This window comes from Flavobacterium azizsancarii (assembly GCF_027980145.1).
In the GTDB taxonomy this organism is placed as follows: Bacteria; Bacteroidota; Bacteroidia; order Flavobacteriales; family Flavobacteriaceae; genus Flavobacterium; species Flavobacterium azizsancarii.
Window position 1 is genome coordinate 97,339 of the sequence record NZ_JAMZNK010000012.1, and the last position, 22,283, is coordinate 119,621.

Below are 22,283 nucleotides of genomic sequence, written 5' to 3' on the forward strand. Positions count from 1 at the left end.
CTTGTGTGATTTTCCTCTGTCGAAATGAAAAACGGTTGATAATTAAACCTAAAAATAAATCAAATCAAAAATGAAAAAAATAGCAACTCTAATAACTTCACTCTGCGTGTTTGTTGCATGTTCGCAGGAAAAACAAGCAAGCAAACCAAAAGAGGAAAAATCCAGTACAATTTTACTGGCAGATCCTACTATTTTTTATAACAACGGGACCTATTATTTATACGGAACGACATCAGGAACTATCCCAAATGGCGAAGGTTTTCAGGTTTACACTTCTTCGGATTTAAAAGATTGGAAAGGACCCGCTGGAGCGCAAAATGGTCTGGCTTTGAAAAAGGGAGATTCTTATGGAGATAAAGGTTTTTGGGCACCGCAGATTCTTTCGTATAAAAACAAATTTTACATGATTTATACGGCGAATGAAAACATTGCAACAGCGGTTAGTGATAGTCCGCTTGGACCATTTAAAAATGAGACCAAAGAACCGATTATTAAAACCGGAAATCAGATTGATCCGTTTGTGTTTATTGATGATGACGGGAAAAAATACTTATATCACGTGAGATTGACCAATGGAAACCGAATTTTTGTTGCCGAGATAAACGACGATCTTCAAAGTATTAAACCAGAAACGTTGACTGAATGTATTTCGGGAACATTGCCTTGGGAAAATACCGAAAAAACCAATTGGCCAGTTACAGAAGGACCAACGGTGTTAAAACACAATGGTTTGTATTACCTGATTTATTCAGCAAATGATTTTAGAAACATTGATTATGCTGTTGGTTACGCCACGAGTAAAAGTCCTTTAGGTCCTTGGGAAAAATCAAAAGACAGTCCGATCATCAGTCGAAAAAACACGAATCAAAACGGGATTGGTCATGGAGATGTTTTTTGGGATCAAAATCAAAAAATGCATTATGTCTTGCATACGCATTTTAATGAGAGTGCTGTTTCTCCCAGAAAAGCAGCTATAATTGATATCGAATTTGTTGGTAATGAATTAAAAGCAGTCAATACTAGTTTTAACTTTTTGAAAAATTAGAAAATAGCTTTTGTTAAGAGAAACAAATCAATGAAGTGATTGGTCAGATCAGGAAAATATTGCTTTGAAAAAAGATGTCCTTTTTTATGCTAACAATCCAGAAAACCAAAGTTTAGTCTTCTGAAAGTGTTTCAGAAATTTTTTCTCCCAAAGCTTTTAGTTTCTCAAAGGTTGCATTAGAAACCAATTCTTTGTCAATGTTTACCTTTAATTTTTCTTCTTTTAATATAAAAGAGTAAGCCGTTTCGCCATTGTGATCTTTTTTCCAAATTTTGGTGTCGGCATCAGTTGAGAATAAACTATTGTCTAAGTTTTCAGATAATAGTTTTTCCAACTTTTTAGTTCTCCAGGAATCAAAGTTCGCAAGTAATGAATAATAATTGTCTGAATTAGAAATTGATATCGAAGTTTTGGTCGATTTTGTATTTTTAGAAGGAGTTTTTGCAACTGCTGTTGTGTTTCCGGATTTAGAAACTGTGGTTTGTCCGTGAGCTAAAGCTCCACAAATTAGCATTATTAAAAATAAGATGATTTTCATAAGTAAAAGTTTTAAATTTTTATTCGTTTTTGCTATTAAACTCAAATCCTAAACCTCTTACACTTGTGATGGAGATGTTTGGATCGTTGCTAAAATATTTCCTGAGACGGCTGATAAAAACGTCCATGCTTCGTCCTGAGAAAAAGTCGTCATTGCCCCATATTTCCTTTAAAATATCTTCACGTTTGACCAGCTTGTTTTTATTGGCATATAAAAACCGAATCAGGTGCGCATCTTTTTCAGTAATTCGGTGTGTGATTTGTTCATGGGAAAGCGTATAATTATTACCATCAAAAATATAAGTACCAATAGAGAATACCAGAGTTTCCTTAGCATTTCCGGTAACCGGCTTTTGACTGCGCTTCAGGATGTTTTGAATCCGCAAAATCAATTCTTCGACTTCAAAAGGTTTCACTACATAATCATCAGCGCCAAGTTTCAGTCCTTTGATCTTATCTTCTTTGAGACTTTTTGCTGTTAAGAATATAAAAGGAGTTTCAGGATAATTTTCAATAATATTTTCAGCCAGGGTAAAGCCATCCATATGGGGCATCATAACATCCAAAACACAGATATCCGGTTTTGTGTCCGAAAAAATTTTCAAAGCTTCCTTACCATCCTTTGCCCAGGTTACCATGAAGCCCGAAAATTCAAGATATTGCTTTAGTATAGAAGCATAGTCAAAATCGTCTTCTGCTAATAAAATATGCTGTTTCATATTGGAATTGTAATTATAAATATAGATCCTTTTTCTTCTTCGCTTTCCACAACGATATTACCGTTATACGTTTCTACCAATTGCTTGATATAGAATAACCCAAGCCCAAGGCCTTTGCTGTTGTGAATATTTCCTTTTTCGACTCTATAAAATTTATCGAAAATTGAGGTCTGCTCCTGAACCGGGATTCCTTTTCCATTGTCTTTTACAGAGAGAATAAAGTTTTTATCTGTTATTTTTAAGTCAGTTTCAATTTTGTCAGCGCCATATTTTACGGCGTTGTCTAACAAATTTATCAGAATTGTATTCAGGTGAAAACGATCCATCGAAATACTAAAAGCTTCTTTTTGGCACGAGAACGCAATTGCTACATCTGGTTTCGAAAGCTTAAAGTCGTCAATCATGTCCTTAATTTCTTCATTGGTAACCTGAATAGTGTTTTTATTGGCAATGGGCTTGACAGAAGCTTCGGTTACTTGACGAAACAATTTTTGCAGTCTTTCATTTTGTCTTGCAATCATGGCGAGTGTATTTTTATAATGTTCCGGGCTCATTTGTTCGTCCTTTCGCTGCAATGTTTTTATGGCAATATCCATTGTAGCGAGTGGCGTTTGAAATTCATGTGTAATATTATTGACAAAGTCCGTTTTGATATCGGCAATTCGCTTTTGCGAAATCAGGTTTTTTAGGGACATATAGTATAAGAAAACAACAAAAGCCATTAATACTATTGAAAAAAGTAATAAGCCGGCCATTTTAGAAATAATGGTTTGCTGCAATTCATCAAAACCATAATAACGTTGGCTTTTTATAACCATTGAAAGTTCTGTATCATTATCTTTAACCTCCCAGCGTCCGATAGAAGAAAGAATTAGGTTTTTTTTTAGGGTGTCGTTGGCTAAGACTAATATTTTTCCTTTAAATAAAGTATCTGTTTTTTTATTATTTATAAGTATTATCGAATTGAGATAAATAGAATAATTAATATTATAGTCTTCGGGTTCCGCCATTTTTTTCATGTAGGTATTCATAGCCCTGGAAAGCGAATCTTTATTGGCACTCAGATATTTAATGAAATTTTGTTTTGTTACATCTCCTTTTAGATACTGTTTTGCATATTTTTTCGAATGTCCTGCCCAGTTATCATTCAGTTTCTCCCATTCGTCAGTATCTTCCAGGCGTGCAATTTGTTTCTTTATGGCACTATTTATTTCTCTTTCGTTTAATTGATAAGTGTTGTAGATAAAATAGCCTTGTATGGTTGCCAAGGCCATTACTGTAAAAATACAGGCACCAATCAAGAGCATTATTTTTCTTTTCATCTGTTCTTAAAGTTTTAATCCGTGAAGCGAATCAGTTTGTTTTGTTGAGACAAAGCTATCGCATTTTGGGTATTTTCAGTTCAAATATACTAGCCTTAACCCTTCGTTAACCAAATTTATAAACAATAACTCAAACAAAACTGCGCCAGGATTGAAATGTCTTTTATCAAGGGCAATTTGAGTTTACAATCAGCTTTTTATCTTTTGGTGTTTAACCCTTCGTTAACCCTGTGTTAACCATTTTCGGAAAATGATTTACAGAGCTTTGCATCAAATAAATCATCAATGAAAAAATTAATCATGTTACTGTTGTGGGGTTCTTTTGCTGGATATTCGCAAGAGATTTCCCTGTCTGGAAAGGTAGTTGACGGCTCTCATCAAGCCGTACCTTTTGCAGATATGCTGCTTTTGCAGGCAAATGATTCTGTAAGTTATAAGACTGCGCAGACGAATGAATCAGGTGAGTTTCGTTTTAACGGCTTGGCAAAAGGCGATTACCTGCTTAAATTGAAAACAATTGGTTTTGAAGAGTATCTCAAAAAGATAACAATTCAAAAAGATACGATTTTGGATATAATTTCTTTAAGCGAAATAACAAATAATCTGGAGAGTGTGACTATTACTTCAAAAAAACCTATTGTAAAGAGGTTGATTGACAGGCTTGAGTTTGGGGTCGAAAATTCATCACTTTCATCAAACAATGCCTGGGAGATCCTAAGCAAAACACCTGGCGTAATGACGGGAACTTCGGGAGCGATAAGCATTCGGGGCAGTCAGAGCATTCTTGTTACTATCAATGACAAGAAGGTTTATCTTAGTGGAGAAGAGTTAAAACAGTTTTTAGAAAACACGAGTGGCGAAGAAGTAAAATCTATAGAGGTTATCACGAACCCGCCTGCTAAATACGAAGCGCAGGGAAGTGCGGTTTTGAATATCAAGCTAAAAAAGAATGTTTCGCAAGGCTATAAAGGCTCTGTTAATACTGCTTATGTGCAATCAATGTATCCAAAAGGTATTGTATCTACAAATCAGTTTTATAAAGGAGAAAAATTATCTCTGGCAGGGAGATACGGTTTTGGCTCAGGCATATATGTCAATGAAGGAACTGATGTCGTGCATTATTTAAAAGAAGATGGCTCAATCGATTCGCGCTGGGAAAGCATTATGAGACGCAAGTCAAAATCACTGGCTCAAAATTCATATCGTCTTCAGGCTTCGTATGAAATTGATTCGCTGAATACGATCGCTGCAGGTGCAACTGGATTTATAGCGCTGCAGCAAGAGGGAGATTTTACTGTACCAACGTTTATTTATGGAGGCAATGGTGCTCTTGATTCGCTTTACGTAACGAGAAATAATCGTACTAATCCGCTCAAAAATAAATCCTATAATATGTCCTTTGACCATCTTTTTAGTGAAAAAGAAAAAGTGTCTGTAGCGGCAGATTATACTCAATATTGGCGTCAGGAACGTCAGGATATTACATCGGCATTTTCGCTTCCTGAACAAAATCCGTATCGCACTACACGCTTTATTAGTGATAATGTGCAGGATATTCAGCTTTTTACGGCTCAGACGGATTACTCGAATGAAATTAACGGAACTCTGGAAGCAGGACTGAAATTTGGAAATGTAAAGGCCCAAAGCGGTCTTGATTACAAGGACGAAATTGCTGGCAATCTCGTAAACAATCCAAATAAAACCAGTGTTTTTCTTTATGACGAATCGATACTGGCAGGTTATGCGAGTTACAATAAGGAATTTGGCAAGTGGAGTCTCAAGGCTGGTTTGCGTGGCGAATATACTTCGCTGGAAGGAAATTCGGTTACTACTTCAGAAATAAACCAACAGCGTTATTTCAAGCTTTTTCCAACATTTTATGGGCTTTACAAACCAAAAGAGGGACATGAAATTGGTATTTCTTATGGCAAGCGAATTACGAGACCGCAATACAGCAGATTAAACCCTTTTCGTTCGTATTATAATTCGTATTCTTATTTTATGGGAGATCCAAAATTACTTCCTACAATTACGCACAATTTGAATTTGCTTTATACGCTTAAAAATAAATATAATTTTGATCTTTTTTATCGCCTTGAGAAGAATCCTTCTATGGAAATTTCTTATCAGGATTATGAAACTAATATGTTGGTGTACCATTTTACAAATATTAAAAAAGATTTTGCCTTTGGACTTGAGTTTAATACTAATCTTACGCTGTATAGTTTTTGGGAATCTGGAATTCAGGCAGGATTAAGTTATGTTGAAGATCGTTTTCAGGGCAGGGACGGCAATTTCTATAAAAACGGAAAGCCAACTTATAACACGAGTATCAGCAACCGTTTCGTACTTACTAAAAAGAAAGATCTAAATGCAGAATTAAATTTTCAATACAATTCTTCTTCAGTGCAGGGTACTTTTGTTTACAGTCAGACTTCAAGTCTTTCTGCCGCTATTCGCAAGAAAATATGGAAAGAAAACGGGGAAGTATATCTTATTATTTCGGATATCTACAGGGGGCAAAAAGAAAAAGTCGTTACAGATTATGCTGATCAGTACAATTATTTCAAGTCGTATGCAGACACCCAGAGTTTTAGATTAGGTTTGCGTTATAATTTTGGAAATCAGAAATTAGAAAACAAAAAGAAAGAAGTCCAGACTGAAGAGCAGCAAAGGTTATAATGCGAAAGCAGCAACAGCAAAATTTGTTTTAAGCAGGAAAGAAAGAGGTATTTATTGAAATTTATAAAAGTCCGGAATATATATGAATATCAAAACTTCTTTCATTTTCTTGTCGCGTATCAGTATAGAGTCTCTTAAGTTTTGGGAATATTTTTTATATGAAATTAATAATAATAAAAATGAAATAAAAAAAGACAGTTTTTAATTACATGTTTGATTGATTCCTTAGCTTTGTAGTATGCACCATAAAAACTTTTTATCATGCCTATAATTGAACAATCAGAATATAATTTACCTTCTATTATTCATCGCAACAGGCACATTTCGACTATTTATGCTGCTTTGTTTAAAAAGTTTGACGCTCCGGGATATACAAGGGAAAAGCATGAGTTAAGTGATGGAGATTTTATCAATATCGATTTTATTATAAGTGACCCTAAAAAGGCAGTTATTTTATGTCATGGATTAGAAGGGGATTCCCGCAGGACGTACAATAATAGTTGTGCGGCTTATTTTCAGGAAAAAGATTTTTCGGTTTTCGCATGGAACAATCGTACCTGCGGAGGAGAGATGAACCGTCTTCCCAGACTTTATCATCACGGCGCAGTTGATGACCTTGATCAGGTGGTGCAGTTTGTTTTACAAAAAGGATTCGATGAGGTTTATTTAATTGGGTATTCGATGGGTGGGGTTCAGCTTTTGAATTATTTTGGCTGGACAAAAATCGATGAGCGGGTCAAAGCTGGTGTTTGCATTTCTGTACCAACTCATATCGCAACAAGTGCTGCGGTACTCAAACAAGGATTTAACAGGGTTTATTTAAAGAATTTTACAATTGATATTAAAAAAAAGCTGAAATATAAAGCGGCACAGTTTCCTGATTTTATAAACCGCGATCAGATTGATAAAATTACTTCTTTTGATGAAGTCGATCAATATTTTACAGCACCGTTACATGGTTTTGCAAGCCGTGATGATTATTATGAGCGCGTCTCTCCTGAATTTTCTCTTAAAGACATTACTACTCCGGTTTTGATTATTAATTCTCTTGATGATCCTTTTTTAAGCGAGAGATGTTATCCCAGAGCTATATCGCAGGACAGTGCATTTGTATATCTGGAAACTCCAAAATACGGAGGACACTGCGCTTTTCCATTGCGCAATTCTACGCATTCTTATGTAGAGAAAAGAGCTTTTGAATTTTTTACCAACAATCCTGGAGCTATTTTTAAGGCTTAAAACGAGGATACAAGTTATGGCTTTGAGCAATTATGAACTCAGGGATTATTCCTTTTTATTGTCAAGCTGTACCCTGAATTTTCCAAAAAATGGATTGTCAGCCATTTGCGTATGTCCAATTACTAAAACATAATTTCCTTTTTGTTTGAGAGAGATTTTCATATCCATTCCAAAAGGTCCGTCTGAGGTTTGATCTGGAAAAATAATTTGGTTGAAACGAATATTTCCTTTGCCTGTAGAGGGAACAATTGTTGCATTCAATTTTTCTGAATTTTCATTTTTGAATTTGACATATATTCTGGAATGAATTGAATCTAAGGAACCTTCGGCTACATACAAACCTTTATCATCTCTAAAATTCATTAGGATAGTATCGCCTATTTGTTTATTCTCTTCGTTTGGTTTGTTTATCTCTTTATTTTTATTTGCCGTAATTGTATCTGTAGAGTAAACAATACCGTTCTTATTTTCTTTTTGTTGGCATGAAAAAAAGAAAATTGATAGTAAAAGCATTAACGAATTTTTCATAGCAGAATTTTTAATAGCGTACATCAAATTTAATTTTTCCCTGAAATTTTCTGTTATATAATAGTAATTGGATTTTGCAGAATCCCGATCTAAATTTGATAGGATTTTATAGAGAGAAAATTTCGTTATCGGCACAGATGTCGTAAATTTTAATATAAATAAGCTGCTTTCTTGCCTGTAACGGCAATATCGATTGTTGCAATTTGTATTAAAAAGTAATCCTTGAAATAGATGCTAGTTCAGTTCTGAAGCCGCTTCTTTTTCAAGGATTTATTGCTGTTAAAATATTTGATATTCCTTAAGATTTAATAAACTCTAAGATATCTTTATTAATTGTTTCTGCTTCTGTAGTTGGCATTCCGTGAGGAAATCCCGGATATGAAATCAGTTTTCCGTTTTTTAATAGTTTAGCTGCTTTTGGAGCCTGATTAAAAGGGACAATCTGATCATCTTCTCCGTGCAAAACGAGAACAGGAATTTCTAAACTTTTAAGATCTTCTGTAAAATCTGATTCAGAGAAAGCTTTTATACCTTCATAATGTGCAAGTACAGAACCCATCATTCCCTGACGCCACCAGTTATGCTTAATTCCTTCCTGAACTGTTTTTCCTTCGCGGTTCCATCCGTAGAAAGCTATAGGGAAATCGTAAAAATATTGCGCTCTGTTAAATCCTGTACCTTCTCTTATTTCATCAAAGACAGACAATGGCACACCTTCAGGATTTGCTTCATTTTTTATCATTATTGGTGTTACAGCACTAATTATTATAGCTTTTGCAACACGTTCTTTTCCATATTTTGCAGCATATCGTATCACTTCGCCACCACCGGTTGAATGCCCAATATGAATCGCATTTTTTAGATCAAGAGCAGCAGTCAATTCAGCAATATCAGCAGCATAAGTTTCCATGTTATTTCCTTCAGAGCTTTGACCAGAACGACCATGTCCACGTCTGTCGTGTGCAATAACCCTGTATCCTTGTTTCAGGAAAAACATCATTTGTGCATCCCAGTCATCACTTGATAAAGGCCATCCGTGATGAAAAACAATAGGTTGTCCTGTTCCCCAATCTTTATAATAAATTTCTGTTCCGTCTTTTACTGTAATTGTGCTCATTTTTTTTGGTTTTAAGATTAATAAATTTAGGAGATATCCTAATTTGGTATTGTAACTAAAATTTAAGTTTTTATCTGTATTTATTTTGGCTTAGATTTCTTGTACAAATTTATATAGGAAGGGAAGACCTATCGATTAATCTAGATTAAGTAATGAGTTTTAGGTACTGATTCTTTTTTTATAATTAAAAATAAGTGACCCAAAAGGATTTCAATAAATTAGGTATTGGAAAAAAAATAATAATTGTAATTTCTTGATAATAAAGGGGTATAATTGATTTTTTGACTAAAAAAGGGAACTGTAAAATAATAAACCAGTCTAATTATTAGGCAATTTATTAAAATTACTTTGCCCTTTCGTACTCAAATGTTTTATCTGAATTTTCAGGAATTAGTACCAGTTTTACTGTTGTCAATTCCTTGATCTTACTTTTCAAATTCTCGTTGGTAAATGCAATCGACAAGTTAGTTCCCGTTCTTATAAAAGTTCCTTCCTGGGTGCTGAGATTACAATTTACATTTCCGGTTTCATCACTTTTTACCGCTATTACCGCAGTACCGTCAAAAGACATATTTTCGTTTAACCGGCATTCGCTTAAAGATTGTCTTACGCCACCAATATACTCTGCTTTTAATTGCCATGTTCCCTGAATATTACCAGATGTGTCGTCTGGAATATTGTCGTTCTCTGAAGAACATGAAACTAAAATGGTTACAAGCATTGATAGTAGAAAGATCTTTTTCATAGTTTTGAATTTATATTCAAATATAAAATAAATCTGGTAATTATATTATCATAAAACTTCTAATAATCAGCCTTATTCAATTTTAAGTTATAGAAAATCCTATAATTAAAATGTTTATATAGAATAACATACGAAATTTTATTTTCCGGAAGTTTATTTTATTCCTCGCCAGTTCTAAGCCAGACAATAAAATAAATGTCTGGCTAAAAATGGCTTTACAAATTAAATTGTTACTGCGTTTTCTGTATAAAAAATACCTTCATAACATGCATTATAAATATCTTTTAAATCTTCTAAAGTAGAAACACGCGGATTAAATCCTGTACATGGATCGATTAGTGCATTGTTTGCAATATAATCAAGGTTTTTATCCCAGTCTTCTTTAGAAATTCCAAATTCTTTTAGAGATGAAATGTTGTTTACTCTACTTCTAAGACCTTCGATCGCTTGCGCAAGATCTTCGGCAGTTGCTACACCAATTACTTTTGCTAATGCAGGATATTTATTCGTTGCCAAAGCATTATAACGAATAACATTAGGTAAGAAAATAGCATTTGCACAACCGTGCGGAATACCGTATAAAGCACCTACCTGATGTGACAATGAATGAACAATACCTAACCATGCATTATTAAAAGCTAATCCTCCCATAAATGAAGCATCATGCATATTTTGTCTCGCTGTAATATTTGAAGGGTTTTTTACCGCTTCTTCCAGATTATCAAATACAATTTCTAATCCGCCTTTAGCCAGAACGTCAGCAAAATTATCATCAATGTTAGAAACAAAAGCTTCTACACAATGAGTTAATGCGTCTAATCCTGTATTTGATGTAACATGAGCAGGCATTGATGCGCAAATTTCTCCATCGATAATGGCAACATCCGGCGTTAATTCATACGATACAATTGGATATTTAACCCCTTTTTCGCGATCTGTAATTACTGCTAAACCAGTTGTTTCCGTTCCTGTTCCGCTTGTAGACGGAATGGCTATAAACTTAGCTTTATTTCGTAATACAGGTACATTGAAAGGTTTGATTAATGAATCGAATTCAGTATCAGGATGTTCGTAAAAAATCCACATTGTTTTTGCTGCGTCAATAGCAGAACAACCTCCTATACCTACAATCCAGTCCGGCTGAAACTCGCTCATGGCTGCTGCGCCTTTAAAACTTGTAGCAGATGAAGGATCTTCCTCTACACCATCGAATACAAAAGTTTCGATTCCCGCTTCGTTTAAAAAAGCTACTGCTCTGTCAAGAGTTCCGCTTTTTTTCATAGAACTTCCTCCAGTTACAACAAAAGCCTTTTTTCCTTTGATGTTTTTCAATTCCTCAAGACTTCCGGGACCATGGAAAACCTCGCTTGCAACAAATAATTTGCTCATCTTTTAAATAGTATTAATTATTGTGGCAAAGATAAAAGAGCGTGCAGGGGAGGATGTTATACAAACAGGACTATGCGGTATAAATTTGCGCCAATTCCTGCTGTAGTTCAGTAGGCGTTTCTTTGAGTTTTGCCTTTACAAATTTGTTTAGTGCCGACGGGGAACTAAACCCCAGGTCGAATGCAATCTCTTTGTGGGACAGATCTGAAAAAAGCAATTGTCTTTTTATTTCGGTAAGGATTCGGTTATGAATCGCATTAATTGCCGTTTCACCGCAGTGCTTTTTTGTTATTTCATTGAGTTTTTTTGGCGTAATTGTGAGCGTCGAAGCATAATATTGCACAGTACGCTCACTTTTATAGTGCTGATTTAGCAGTTTTTTGAAACCGATATAAATATGCTGATTTGTTTTTTGATGCAAAACAGGATGCTGGCCGTGAATAGATTCGATTAAACCCAGCAGAAATACTTTTATATAAAATCGCGCCTGTTCTTTTTTGACCAACGTTGGGTTGTTATATATAGTCTGAATGTTTTTTATAAGAGAAAGTGCCTGTTCAAATTCAGCAGTAGGGAGTACCGTACAATTAAGGTTATCAGAAAGATTTACATTATACGGACTTAGTTCATTTTTTAATATATCAGAGCAAAACAGGACTTCTTCAAATAAAATGATTTTGCCTTTTAGATCATCACTTTTGGCTAAGATAAAATGAATTTGTTCCGGAAAGATTATAGAAATTTTACCTGCTTTGAGATAATGTATTTTTTCTTCGATCTGAATATCAATAGTACCGGTTTCAACAATTATAATGCAGAAATGATCTTTTTTATGAGGTTGAAAATAGTCTTCGATATATTCTGTATTCAGATCAAAAGCGCGAAAGGATAGATTTTTGTCTTCGGCTTTTTGAATGTTTTTGCTGATCTGTAATCTTTTTAAATTCATTAGTATTTTTTTTGCGTCAAAAACATTATTCCGGCATTTGGTCCAACTGAAATTTTTGCACTTTAGTAAAGGTTCTCAGTTATGAATTTGCAAATTTACTTAAAATAAAAAAGATTTTTTTCCCTTTAGTATCGATAAACTTATTTTTTTGAATTTTAGCTATTGGTATAAACGAAGAAAATTACGATCGGGAAGACCGTAATTTTCATTTGTTTTTTAGTATCATAAAATGATGTAAAAAGTTTTAATTTTTTTTAGTCGATGTCGATTTTTTATCGTCAGTTGACTTGTTGCTACCTTTTGAAGCAGTTGATTTTGTATCAGTTTTTTTGTCTGACATTTTTGCACCTGTAGTGCCGCTGTTTTTTTGATTTGAAGTGTTCATAATAAATAGTTTAAATTAATAGATTAATACAATCTTTATTCAAAAACAAATTGAATTGTTGTAAAGATCATATCCAAAATTAGTTTGAAAGCAACGTATTTATTTATAGAATTTTAAATCTCAATTATATAATTATCAGTGAATTACATTCTTGTTTTTGGTTTTTGAAACGCTCAGAACGGTAATTTAACATCGCAGGCAATTTTTTGGGTACAACATTGTAAATTATGAATGAGAATTATGCAAAATGTGAGTATCATTTTATAATTTTTTGTTCTCTGTATAAACATTGAGAGAATAGAAAAACATTACAAAAAAACTGTCTCCAAATAGCGGTGAAACTTTTTGGAGACAGTTATTTATGTTTTTTTTATTTTATAGCGGTAAATAAATATTGAATGTGGTCCCGTGATTGACTTTGCTTTTTGCAGCAATAAATCCGTTATGATTTGCGACAATTTTTTTAGCCAATGTAAGCCCAAGACCACTGCCATGATATTGATCGTTGTTGTGTAATCTATAAAAAGGCTCAAATATTTTTGATGCAAATTCCTGGTTAAATCCAATCCCGTTATCAGTCACGCTAATTTTTACGTAATTACTTTCTTTGTTACCGCCAATTGAAAGGATTTCGTCAGTTGAAGGCTGCTCTGTTTCAATTTTTATTTCAGGCGTGACGTCGCTTTTTGTGTATTTAATAGCGTTAAGAATTAAATTGGTAAAAAGCTGTTGTATTTGATACGGAATCACATTTAACTGTGGAAATGAAGAAACTGTTATTATGGTGTTTGTTTCTAAAATAGTGTCTTTTATATCTGCAATAATCTTCTTTAAAAGAACGTTCAGATCTGTTTTTTTATATTCTTTTTCTATAAAATTTATTCGCGAGTACGCAATCAGGTCAGCAATTAACTGGCTCATGTTGGTCACGGCAAATAACATTCGCTCCAGATTATGTTTACTTGATTCAGATAAATGCTCTTCGTTGTCAATAATCCTTTTACAAAACATATGAATTTTGCGAAGCGGTTCTTGTAAATCATGACTTGCTGCAGCACTAAAGGCTTCTAGCTGATCGTTATAATTTTGCAGTTCTTCATTTTTGATTGTCAACAATTCATTAGCACTAATTACATCTGTAATATCTTCGAGTGCCAGTAAGATCATGCCGGCAGGTTTTGCATTTAGTATACGGCGCGCATTTATCATCATGATTTTTTTGCCAATGCCTTTACAGGTAGTATCAACCTTGAAATCTTCGATCTGGGTTTTTTCGCCAAGCATGTTATAAATCAGATCTTTAAATTCCGGAATATCCCATTGGCAATCTCCAATCTCAAATAAGGAATAACCTTCTGTTTCTTTTTCGGTAGTTTGAAAATATTTATAAAAAGCAGGATTGGCATTTTTTACAAAAAAGTCCTGATCAATAATAATCAATGGTTCGCGAATGGTTTTAAAAATCGACTCAGAATAATTTCGCATAGAAGTCAATTGTTCCTGACGGTCCATTAATTCGTCGTTTACGCACATTAACTCTTCATTATTAGACTGCAGTTCTTCTGTTGAGGTTTCTAATTCCTCGTTCATCGCCTGCATTTCTTCACTGCTGCTCAATAACTCTTCATTTGTAGTCTGAAGTTCCTCAAATGCAGTTTGTTGTTCTTCGGTGACCCGTTTGATGTCTTCACGAAGTTGGTTAAGTTCATTTTCGAGTTCTTTGATACGCTGCTGATCAGAACTTTTTCGGCTTTTTTTAGTGTCTTCGTCTAATTCAGGAAGCATTTTTTTATGAAAAAGAACCATGATATGTTCGTCATCATTAGGGATAGCAAGTACTTCGAATGAAGCAAGATAAGGTTGATCCTTGACCACTATATTTTCTTTGATGACATTTTTTTGTTCCTTTTTTATTTTCAAAATAGCATTACGCAATTCAAAGCTGATGCCTTCGCGTGCCATTTTCAAAATATTAAAGTTTGGTTTTCCGGGCGATGGTAATAAAAAGAAACTTGTATCACCATGAAAATGAACAATTTCCAGATGTTCATTTATAATGACGCTTGCCGGAGTATATTTTAGGAATAAAATATCTGAAGCAATTTTTCTAAAATCCGTTTCCGGTTGAATCTTTTTAGGAAATATTTCTGTTTTGCCTCTCGAATTTATGTTTGCCGGTTTAAACGCCTCAGGAACATAACGTCCAGGTGCAAATTTGCGGATATAGATTTTTTCGTTTTTGCCAAGAGGTTCAAACAAATTTTGTGCATTGGCTGTAGTTTCCGATTTTCCCAGAAACAAAATTCCTTTTTCTTTTAATGAATAATGAAATGAACTTAAAACTTTGTTCTGTAAAAACGGATCAAAATAGATGAGCACATTTCGGCATGAAACCAAATCAATTCTGGCAAACGGAGGATCTTTGATAAAGTTGTGAACTGCAAAAATGCACATATCACGAATTACTTTATTGATCTGATAATGACCATCACGTTTTGTAAAATAATTTTGAAGCCTTGACGGCGAAACATGTTGTAAATCCTGAGCTGAATAAAGTGCTGTTCTGGCTTTTGTAATGCATTTTTCAGAAATATCCGAAGCAAAAATTTGAACCTTTATATCTTTATTGTTTTTTTCTGCAAGATATTCATGAATGCAAATAGCAATCGAATATGCTTCTTCGCCAGTGGCACATCCTGCAACCCAAACACGTAAATTATTGTTGAGAGTATTTTGAATCAGGGTTGGGAACACAATATTTGGCAGCGATTCAAAAAACTTAGTATCTCTAAAAAAGTACGTTACAGGAATTAAAAAATCATTGAACAAGAGATCCTGTTCAGCTTTATCATTTCTTAAATAATGGTAATATTCTTCGAGACCTTCTTTACGAACGATCACCATTCTGCGGGCAATACGCCGTCTTATAGTAGGTTGTTTGTAATGATTGAAATTATTTCCTGTTTTTAAAAAAACAATATTTATAATTTTATTCAGGATTTCTTCTTCATTTTGAGGAATATGTTCCTCTTCACTATAACCATGATTAAGGGTATAACTTTTCTGAATTTGAAGCAATTGTTCCGGAATAAGTTCAGGTGCAAGAACATAATCAGCCACATCAGCGTCGATAGCGCTTTGAGGCATTCCCTTAAAAGCTGCCGTTTCAGGATCCTGAGAGATTGTTACACCGCCAAGTTCCTTTATTTTTTTAAGTCCGTAAGTACCATCAAAAGCAGTTCCGGAAAGAATTACACCAATTGCAAAACTCTTATGAACTTGTGCCAACGACTCAAAGAAAATGTCGATGCTGTTATTTTTTCTCTCATCACGAGTTCTGTTATGCAGTTTTAGAACGCCATCTTCAGCAATAAGATTGTTATTTTCCGGAATAATATAAATATGGTTTGGTGCCAGATTTATATCATTAATAATCTCATGAACCGGAATATCTGTGCTTTGAGAAAGTATCTCAGGAAGGTTGCTGGGATAGTCAGGAGACAAGTGCTGTACAAGCACATATGCCATCCCTGAATTATTGGGTATGGCTTTCAGTACTTTTTTGAAAGCATCCAATCCTCCGGCAGAGGCACCAATGCCAACTACGGGAAAATCCTGTATTGTTTTGTGAGGAGTTTTAGCAGGAACTTTCATGGCAAACTATAATTTAGACCAAATGTATTAAGTCTTTTTAATATTAAAAAATTGTATATTGAATAAATGGAAATGTTGTAATAATAAATTCATAAAAATATAAGATTATGGTCTAGATTCAGGTAAAATTTAGTTTTATAATTATTTTTTGAAATTTTAATTGATTAAAAATCAATATTATGAAAAAATCATTGAGTGCTATTTATAATAAGTAAGCATATTAATTATATGCCAATATATAAAAAACCTCAAAAATGAAACAAAAAAATCCTAACCAATACAATACGATTACTACCAGTATACGTCTCGACGTAAATTGAGTATTAATTGTATTGTTATTAGAAAAATGTATTTATGCAACTGAGATTCTAGGTAAACGTTGTCAGGATTTTTTTAAGTACATTAAAATCGCTTGGTTTAATAAAGTAGTCCATTATGCCAAGATCTTTCATTTTGTTTTTTACTTCAGGAGGTATCGATGTTGAAAATATAATTACAGGTATATTTTTAATCACTTCTTTCTTTTTGATTTCATACAATACTTCTAATCCGTTCATGATTGGCATATTAATATCAAGAACAATCAGATCAGGAAGTATTTCATTATCAACAAGCTTTTGTATCGCCTGAACAGGATTATGGATCGCTGTATATGCAGCTACAGAAACTTCTTCAAGAGCTTCTAAGAAAAAATTGCAATCATCATAATCATCGTCGATTTGTAAAATGTTTTTATATTTCATGTTTGGGGGAATTGTATTTATAATTGTTGCAATAAGTGAGAGATAATGCGACCTGATAACCGCAAAAGTCATCAAAAAAAACAAATCAGACAGGAGGGATGAATAGCAAGATTTTTTGCATATTTTTTTATTTTTAAAGTTAAAAAAAAAGCTTGTAATACAAACAAGCCTTTTGTCAGATAAATTGTAAAAGAAAAATCATTGTTTTATAACCAGAACCGAATTGGCTTTTGTTATTTCTGCTTCTTTTTGATCACGCGTATAATCTTTATTATCACAATGCGGGACACAATTAATATTGAATACTGTAATTGAAAAAACGGTTAAAAAAAGTTTGATAATCTTCATTTTGTGGCTCTTTAAGTCTGTAACTAATTTAATTGCTTTTTGTAAATTTAGAATCATGAACAGGTACAAATTTATATAATTTTCATTTTTTTGTTGCATAATTACCACATTTTATTTAATGAAAGTATATGTTAATTGTTTGATAATGTTTCGCTTGCATGTAAATGCCGCCCTGGATTCTTAATTGAAATTTTATAATCTTACCCGAAAATAGTAGAAGTTTTTTAATCTAATTTTTTATTAATTTGAAACAAATCAATTTATTAAATTTAAAAATAACTACTATGAAAATACCAAGAGAAGTAATCAATGGGTTTTATATTTTTTTAGGAATCGCTATTTTCTTTTTATTAATGGAAGTTTTAGGTCTTTCTCACTTGTTTTATCTACGTTTATTAAATGTGCTCTTCATTTTTTACGGAGTAAACAGAACTCTAAAAATGAACCTTGCCGAAGGTAAAAACAGTTTTGTTCCCAATGCAATCTCGGCAATGGTCACGTCATTTTCCGGAGTTGTATTTAGTGTCGTGGCCTTACTTATTTATAGTTATGCAAAAGGTGGCGATGCTTATGTAAAATCATTATCAGAAGCTTTTATGTTTGGCGGCGATCCATCTGTAGCCACTTATGTTCTGTGCCTTTTATTTGAAGGAACTGCTTCATGCATTATTGTAACTTTGTTATTGATGTTGTACTGGAATAATAAATACAAAGCCGATTAATTTAGATTATGGTGTAATAATTCATTGCTTATTTCTCTGTGAGGTTGTCGATGATTTTTATTTGTAGGATAAAACACAAAAACCGCTGAATTTATATCCGGCGGTTTTTTTTAGGTTAAAAAAGAAAGAAACACAATCATCGCTGATTTAAGGGATCTTGTTCTTTTATATTAGGGTCAATGTCCTCATCGTCTTCAATAATAGGATCAGTATAATTTCGATCATTTTCTTTCCCAAAATTATCATTCTGAAGATCATAAGTATCTTTTTGATCGAAGTCACGATCTGAATCTTCGTTATCAGAATTATTGCTCTGATGTATTTTTATTTTCTAAATCGTCATCAAGATCCTGAGCAATTTCTGCATTTTTTTGAAAGTAAGGATCTTCATTATCGTCCTCTTCCAGGTCAGAAGATTTTTTATCATCCTGATCACTATACTCGTGATTTACATTGTTTGCGCTATCGTCCTGATGTTGATTTATTGCAGGATCTTTATTTTCCATAGTTTCAGAATTTATCATCTGACTTTCTGATTGAGATTGACGTTGGCTTTGTCCAAATCTCTCGTTATCTGCTATTCCCATAATAAGTAGTTTTAAAATTAATTTTTTTAGCTTAGCTGATGTTTTAAACCAGCATTTGCATTCTTAAAGAGAATTTAGAATAATTACTAAACCAAAACAGAAGCTCAAAGAAACTTAATCTTTAATCGGTTGTTTTTTGAGCTGCTGTTTAAAATTTTTAATTATTGCGTAAGGCGTGTATTAATTCTTTCTTAGACATTGTAGATCGTCCTTTTATATCCGCTTTTTTTGCTTCAGAATAAATTTCCTCTCTTGTTCTGTCTGCATAATCATCTCTTGAGCCTCCTCTTTTTTCGGCTCCCTTACTGTTAGATATTCGCGCTGATTTTTCTTTGCTGTAACCTTTATCGCGCAATGCTTCGTATTGGTCCTTGTCTTTTATTTGTGGACCCGGGTCTTTTCCTGGCATAATAATTTAATTTAAAGTTTGTACTGTTTATTGATAGATTCTAATAAATTAGAAAGTATTATTTTGCTATCCGGAACACCAAAATCCTATGGTATTCATTAAGTCTTTATCCTGCTTAAAACCTTTTAGGTTTAAAAGGATCGGGTTCATTAATATTCGGATTTTGTTTGTCTAAATTTTTGTCTGAATATCTAAGTTTATCTTCCTTGTCAAAATCTGTATTCTCGAAATCAGTTTGATCTTTTCGATCTAAATCGTCATTATTAAAAGCATCTCTTAGATTATCTTCCCTGATATCGTCATCTTCGACATCATTGTCGTACGAATCATAATCGTTGTTCAGAGGATCTGAATCTTTATTTGAATTGTTGTGGTTTAAATTGGCATTCTTTAAACCATTATCCTGATCCGGTTCATCTTCGTTTGCATTATATTCGTCCAATGTTCTTCTGCTGGGATCGTTATCAGAATCATTCTCTAGACTATTGTTTCTATTTTCCTGATCCGGAGTGGTTTCATTTTGAGCAGATGAACTTTTGTATTCTTCTCCGGTTTTCGTCTCACTCTGATCGCGATTAAGGGGATCTGTATTTTCAGTAGTATCCTGAGTAGCGCGCTGTCCTTCTGAATAAAAATTGCGATCTTCCCGATCGAAATTTTCGCTGTTTTTGTTGTTCATAATTTAAATTTTTATAATTATCAATTATTTTTTGTGTGTATGTTTTTGTTGATTATTACTTATCATATTTTAAGTCAAAATAATGCCAACAACTATTATTTTTCTAATTCTAAATAAGATTTGAAACTTGTAATATCATCTTTAACAATTTTTTCGAAATAAGGATTAAGAAGCTGCGCCGCTTTTTCGCCAATAACACCAAAAGGAGCGTGGTAAGAAATCGTTACATCAATTTCTGTATGTTTTCCTTTAGGTTTAAAAACAATTTTCCCAACATTTTTTATAGAAGCATCAGGAAGTGACTGCCAGCTCAAAAAAGTATTTTTTTCATCTTTTACAATTTCTGCTTCCCAGGTCAATCTTCCAATACCCGCCGGACCTTTTGCTGTCCATTCAGATTTTGATTGGTTAATTGTTTTTACAGATTCAAGATGACTCATAAATTTTGGCATATTTTCAAGGTCACGCCAGAATTCATATACTTCGTTTACAGGTTTTTTGATCACGCTGTTGATCCTGATGTTGACATTAGCAGCTTTGCTTTGCTGCAAATTGTCGACAGGATCATAAACCGGACAATAACCGCTAACGCCTCGCAGAAGCATTGAACCTCCCAAAGTACTTTTTGATAAACTTTTTTTGTTGCGTGACAAACCATCATATAAAAGATAGGCACCGCTTGCAACCATAATTATTCGCTCAATCGCAGATACATTTTTTTTAAGATGTAAAGGATTCAGTGCACTCGACGAATGTGAAGTTTTTGTTTCCATTTTTTATTCTTTTTTGATTTATAAATTCATTTAATAGTAATTCGAAAATTATAATAAGTGCTTGTAAATCAATTATAAAATAGGAACCTCAGATTTATATTATTTTCATAAAATCTTACTTGATTATTTTTTTAAAGGTTTTAGCAACGCTGATGTTTAATTAGTTGACTGTGAATTTTGTAAAAACGAACATTCTATTTTGTAAGATTCATGTTATGGTTCTTTATAAATTCGAATAGTGTAATTTTTTAGAACAATTGTGAGGGAAAAATCCTTTGAAGAAATCTCTTTACAATAAAGGAATTATAGACTTGTTGCAATAAAATTGAATTTGAAAGCGCAGAAACATTACTATTAAAATTATATGGTTATGGATTGAATAGTATTTCACTTTTAAGAATTTAAATGAATCTGTTTTTCTCATTAATTCCAGTTGCCAATTAATAAAATGTAGTCCCTACGGGACAAAACAGGTATGAATAAATTGATTTCTACCAATATGTAATCTCTGCGAGATATTTTTTTTGTTACTCCGTTAGGAGTTAAATATTGGCAGTAATATTGTTAGTAATATTGGTGATAGAATAATAAAAATTACGAGAAAAAATATCCCGTAGATTGAATTTATTTAGAGCCAAATATTTATTGAATCATTAAATCAGCAACTTGAATTAATTATGTACTAATACTTAATATTAAAAAAATGGATCAAATACGAAATCTCATTGTTATTGGAGCATCAGCGGGAGGTATTAAGGCAATTTCTAAAATAGTCAATGGATTTCCGGAAACAATTGATGCAGCTGTTCTGGTGGTTCTTCATGTATCGAGAAAGTCAAGTCCGGAAAATATTGTTCAGATATTTCAAAGAAATACAAATTTGAAATGTGTAGTTGCAAAAGATGAAACGGAAATTGAAAAAGGAACTATATACATTGCTCCGCCAGAACATCATTTGATGGTAAATGGTGCTACTGTACATTTGAATCAGGGTCCGGAAGAAAATAGACATCGCCCATCTGTTGATGTGTTATTTCGTTCTGCAGCAGTACATTTTGGACATAAAGCAATAGGTGTGATTGAAAGTGGTATGTTATATGACGGAACTTCAGGAATGCAGGCTATTAAAAGTTGCGGAGGACTTTGTATTGTACAAGATCCGGAGCAGGCTGAATATGCTGATATGCCAAGAAATGTACTAAATAAAATAAGGGTTAATTATATGGCTGAACTGGAAGAAATACCTGTTATTATTCAAAATATTTTAAATAAACCCCTTCCTCCAAAAATTGCTATTCCACATGAATTGAAAATTGAAGTAAATATAACCGAAAAACTAATGAGCGATATTAATCAGTTAAAAAGGATTGCGGATCATAGTGATTTTTCATGTCCGGATTGCGGCGGTGGATTATGGAAAATAAAAGAAGATCCCACTCACAGATACAGATGTCATATTGGGCATGTTTATTCTGAGAAAATGCTGCACGAACTTCAGGACTTAAAAATCGAAGAATCGATTTGGGTATCCATCAGAATGTTAGAAGAAAAAAGAAATATGCTTCGTTTATTATCTGAGCGCAGAAACCGCAGGGATCATGACGAGACCGTTTCATCATTTAATAAAAGAATTAATGACATCGATGAACACATAAAAAGATTAAAGTCTTTTGTAATCAATATATCATCAAATACTTTATCAGGAGATTAG

20 protein-coding genes are annotated in these 22,283 nt (G+C 33.3%); 5 read left to right on the forward strand and 15 right to left on the reverse strand.

Annotated elements, in window-relative coordinates:
* Window positions 1-70 precede the first annotated feature (70 nt).
* Window positions 71-1,045 (forward strand): glycoside hydrolase family 43 protein, encoded by a 975-nt coding sequence (locus tag NJT12_RS09915; protein ID WP_271335738.1) that lies wholly within the window; start codon window positions 71-73, stop codon window positions 1,043-1,045.
* Between the two features lie 112 nt (window positions 1,046-1,157).
* On the opposite strand, the gene NJT12_RS09920 is transcribed toward NJT12_RS09915, so the two are convergent.
* Genes NJT12_RS09920 through NJT12_RS09930 form a run of 3 tightly spaced genes read right to left on the reverse strand, consistent with a single transcriptional unit; the run spans window position 1,158 to window position 3,623 of the window.
* The gene (locus tag NJT12_RS09920) at window positions 1,158-1,583 is read right to left on the reverse strand and encodes a hypothetical protein (protein WP_271335739.1); all 426 of its coding nucleotides are present in this window, start codon (window positions 1,581-1,583) and stop codon (window positions 1,158-1,160) included.
* Between the two features lie 19 nt (window positions 1,584-1,602).
* Window positions 1,603-2,301: a response regulator transcription factor gene (locus NJT12_RS09925; protein ID WP_271335741.1), complete on the reverse strand. Its 699-nt coding sequence runs from the start codon at window positions 2,299-2,301 to the stop codon at window positions 1,603-1,605.
* A complete protein-coding gene (locus NJT12_RS09930) occupies window positions 2,298-3,623 on the reverse strand; it encodes a sensor histidine kinase (RefSeq protein ID WP_271335742.1) in 1,326 nt (441 codons plus the stop codon). Before NJT12_RS09930 ends, NJT12_RS09925 begins: the two co-directional genes overlap by 4 nt.
* 285 nt (window positions 3,624-3,908) lie before the next feature.
* On the opposite strand from NJT12_RS09930, the gene NJT12_RS09935 reads away from it, so the two are divergent.
* Entirely contained in the window at window positions 3,909-6,305 is a 2,397-nt protein-coding gene (locus tag NJT12_RS09935) for an outer membrane beta-barrel family protein (protein WP_271335743.1), read from the forward strand.
* A gap of 261 nt (window positions 6,306-6,566) precedes the next feature.
* The gene (locus tag NJT12_RS09940) at window positions 6,567-7,544 is read left to right on the forward strand and encodes a YheT family hydrolase (RefSeq protein WP_271335744.1); all 978 of its coding nucleotides are present in this window, start codon (window positions 6,567-6,569) and stop codon (window positions 7,542-7,544) included.
* A 45-nt stretch (window positions 7,545-7,589) separates the two neighbouring features.
* On the opposite strand, the gene NJT12_RS09945 is transcribed toward NJT12_RS09940, so the two are convergent.
* From NJT12_RS09945 to NJT12_RS09980, 8 genes are all read right to left on the reverse strand, one after another.
* Window positions 7,590-8,072, reverse strand: a complete 483-nt coding sequence (locus tag NJT12_RS09945) for a hypothetical protein (protein WP_271335745.1) — start codon at window positions 8,070-8,072, stop codon at window positions 7,590-7,592.
* A 298-nt stretch (window positions 8,073-8,370) separates the two neighbouring features.
* Window positions 8,371-9,189: an alpha/beta fold hydrolase gene (locus tag NJT12_RS09950; RefSeq protein ID WP_271335746.1), complete on the reverse strand. Its 819-nt coding sequence runs from the start codon at window positions 9,187-9,189 to the stop codon at window positions 8,371-8,373.
* A 343-nt stretch (window positions 9,190-9,532) separates the two neighbouring features.
* On the reverse strand, window positions 9,533-9,934 hold the full coding sequence (locus NJT12_RS09955) for a lipocalin-like domain-containing protein (protein ID WP_271335747.1): 402 nt from the start codon (window positions 9,932-9,934) through the stop codon (window positions 9,533-9,535).
* A 222-nt stretch (window positions 9,935-10,156) separates the two neighbouring features.
* Window positions 10,157-11,323, reverse strand: a complete 1,167-nt coding sequence (locus NJT12_RS09960) for an iron-containing alcohol dehydrogenase (protein ID WP_271335748.1) — start codon at window positions 11,321-11,323, stop codon at window positions 10,157-10,159.
* 70 nt (window positions 11,324-11,393) lie between these two features.
* The gene (locus NJT12_RS09965) at window positions 11,394-12,272 is read right to left on the reverse strand and encodes an AraC family transcriptional regulator (protein WP_271335749.1); all 879 of its coding nucleotides are present in this window, start codon (window positions 12,270-12,272) and stop codon (window positions 11,394-11,396) included.
* A 244-nt stretch (window positions 12,273-12,516) separates the two neighbouring features.
* Window positions 12,517-12,657 (reverse strand): hypothetical protein, encoded by a 141-nt coding sequence (locus tag NJT12_RS09970; protein ID WP_271335750.1) that lies wholly within the window; start codon window positions 12,655-12,657, stop codon window positions 12,517-12,519.
* A 375-nt stretch (window positions 12,658-13,032) separates the two neighbouring features.
* The gene (locus tag NJT12_RS09975; RefSeq protein ID WP_271335751.1) at window positions 13,033-16,311 is read right to left on the reverse strand and encodes a CheR family methyltransferase; all 3,279 of its coding nucleotides are present in this window, start codon (window positions 16,309-16,311) and stop codon (window positions 13,033-13,035) included.
* A gap of 368 nt (window positions 16,312-16,679) precedes the next feature.
* A complete protein-coding gene (locus NJT12_RS09980; protein WP_271335752.1) occupies window positions 16,680-17,054 on the reverse strand; it encodes a response regulator in 375 nt (124 codons plus the stop codon).
* Window positions 17,055-17,686: 632 nt separating this feature from the next.
* On the opposite strand from NJT12_RS09980, the gene NJT12_RS09985 reads away from it, so the two are divergent.
* Window positions 17,687-18,124 (forward strand): hypothetical protein, encoded by a 438-nt coding sequence (locus NJT12_RS09985; protein ID WP_271335753.1) that lies wholly within the window; start codon window positions 17,687-17,689, stop codon window positions 18,122-18,124.
* 305 nt (window positions 18,125-18,429) lie between these two features.
* On the opposite strand, the gene NJT12_RS09990 is transcribed toward NJT12_RS09985, so the two are convergent.
* The 4 genes from NJT12_RS09990 to NJT12_RS10005 all read right to left on the reverse strand — a co-directional run bounded on the left by NJT12_RS09990 (window position 18,430) and on the right by NJT12_RS10005 (window position 20,572).
* On the reverse strand, window positions 18,430-18,711 hold the full coding sequence (locus NJT12_RS09990; protein WP_271335754.1) for a hypothetical protein: 282 nt from the start codon (window positions 18,709-18,711) through the stop codon (window positions 18,430-18,432).
* A gap of 157 nt (window positions 18,712-18,868) precedes the next feature.
* Window positions 18,869-19,120, reverse strand: coding sequence for a DUF7218 family protein (locus NJT12_RS09995; protein WP_271335755.1), 252 nt, complete (start codon window positions 19,118-19,120; stop codon window positions 18,869-18,871).
* 115 nt (window positions 19,121-19,235) lie between these two features.
* Window positions 19,236-19,799, reverse strand: coding sequence for a hypothetical protein (locus NJT12_RS10000; protein WP_271335756.1), 564 nt, complete (start codon window positions 19,797-19,799; stop codon window positions 19,236-19,238).
* A gap of 95 nt (window positions 19,800-19,894) precedes the next feature.
* Window positions 19,895-20,572, reverse strand: coding sequence for an SRPBCC family protein (locus tag NJT12_RS10005; protein ID WP_271335757.1), 678 nt, complete (start codon window positions 20,570-20,572; stop codon window positions 19,895-19,897).
* Between the two features lie 703 nt (window positions 20,573-21,275).
* Here NJT12_RS10005 and NJT12_RS10010 point away from each other — a divergent pair.
* Window positions 21,276-22,283 (forward strand): chemotaxis protein CheB, encoded by a 1,008-nt coding sequence (locus tag NJT12_RS10010; RefSeq protein ID WP_271335758.1) that lies wholly within the window; start codon window positions 21,276-21,278, stop codon window positions 22,281-22,283.

Bases quoted from the DNA above. Each gene is read 5' to 3' on its own strand.
- NJT12_RS09915 (WP_271335738.1), top strand. From the start codon at position 71: ATGAAAAAAATAGCAACTCTAATAACTTCACTCTGCGTGTTTGTTGCA.
- NJT12_RS09920 (WP_271335739.1), bottom strand. From the start codon at position 1,583: ATGAAAATCATCTTATTTTTAATAATGCTAATTTGTGGAGCTTTAGCT.
- NJT12_RS09925 (WP_271335741.1), bottom strand. From the start codon at position 2,301: ATGAAACAGCATATTTTATTAGCAGAAGACGATTTTGACTATGCTTCT.
- NJT12_RS09930 (WP_271335742.1), bottom strand. From the start codon at position 3,623: ATGAAAAGAAAAATAATGCTCTTGATTGGTGCCTGTATTTTTACAGTA.
- NJT12_RS09935 (WP_271335743.1), top strand. From the start codon at position 3,909: ATGAAAAAATTAATCATGTTACTGTTGTGGGGTTCTTTTGCTGGATAT.
- NJT12_RS09940 (WP_271335744.1), top strand. From the start codon at position 6,567: ATGCCTATAATTGAACAATCAGAATATAATTTACCTTCTATTATTCAT.
- NJT12_RS09945 (WP_271335745.1), bottom strand. From the start codon at position 8,072: ATGAAAAATTCGTTAATGCTTTTACTATCAATTTTCTTTTTTTCATGC.
- NJT12_RS09950 (WP_271335746.1), bottom strand. From the start codon at position 9,189: ATGAGCACAATTACAGTAAAAGACGGAACAGAAATTTATTATAAAGAT.
- NJT12_RS09955 (WP_271335747.1), bottom strand. From the start codon at position 9,934: ATGAAAAAGATCTTTCTACTATCAATGCTTGTAACCATTTTAGTTTCA.
- NJT12_RS09960 (WP_271335748.1), bottom strand. From the start codon at position 11,323: ATGAGCAAATTATTTGTTGCAAGCGAGGTTTTCCATGGTCCCGGAAGT.
- NJT12_RS09965 (WP_271335749.1), bottom strand. From the start codon at position 12,272: ATGAATTTAAAAAGATTACAGATCAGCAAAAACATTCAAAAAGCCGAA.
- NJT12_RS09970 (WP_271335750.1), bottom strand. From the start codon at position 12,657: ATGAACACTTCAAATCAAAAAAACAGCGGCACTACAGGTGCAAAAATG.
- NJT12_RS09975 (WP_271335751.1), bottom strand. From the start codon at position 16,311: ATGAAAGTTCCTGCTAAAACTCCTCACAAAACAATACAGGATTTTCCC.
- NJT12_RS09980 (WP_271335752.1), bottom strand. From the start codon at position 17,054: ATGAAATATAAAAACATTTTACAAATCGACGATGATTATGATGATTGC.
- NJT12_RS09985 (WP_271335753.1), top strand. From the start codon at position 17,687: ATGAAAATACCAAGAGAAGTAATCAATGGGTTTTATATTTTTTTAGGA.
- NJT12_RS09990 (WP_271335754.1), bottom strand. From the start codon at position 18,711: ATGGGAATAGCAGATAACGAGAGATTTGGACAAAGCCAACGTCAATCT.
- NJT12_RS09995 (WP_271335755.1), bottom strand. From the start codon at position 19,120: ATGCCAGGAAAAGACCCGGGTCCACAAATAAAAGACAAGGACCAATAC.
- NJT12_RS10000 (WP_271335756.1), bottom strand. From the start codon at position 19,799: ATGAACAACAAAAACAGCGAAAATTTCGATCGGGAAGATCGCAATTTT.
- NJT12_RS10005 (WP_271335757.1), bottom strand. From the start codon at position 20,572: ATGGAAACAAAAACTTCACATTCGTCGAGTGCACTGAATCCTTTACAT.
- NJT12_RS10010 (WP_271335758.1), top strand. From the start codon at position 21,276: ATGGATCAAATACGAAATCTCATTGTTATTGGAGCATCAGCGGGAGGT.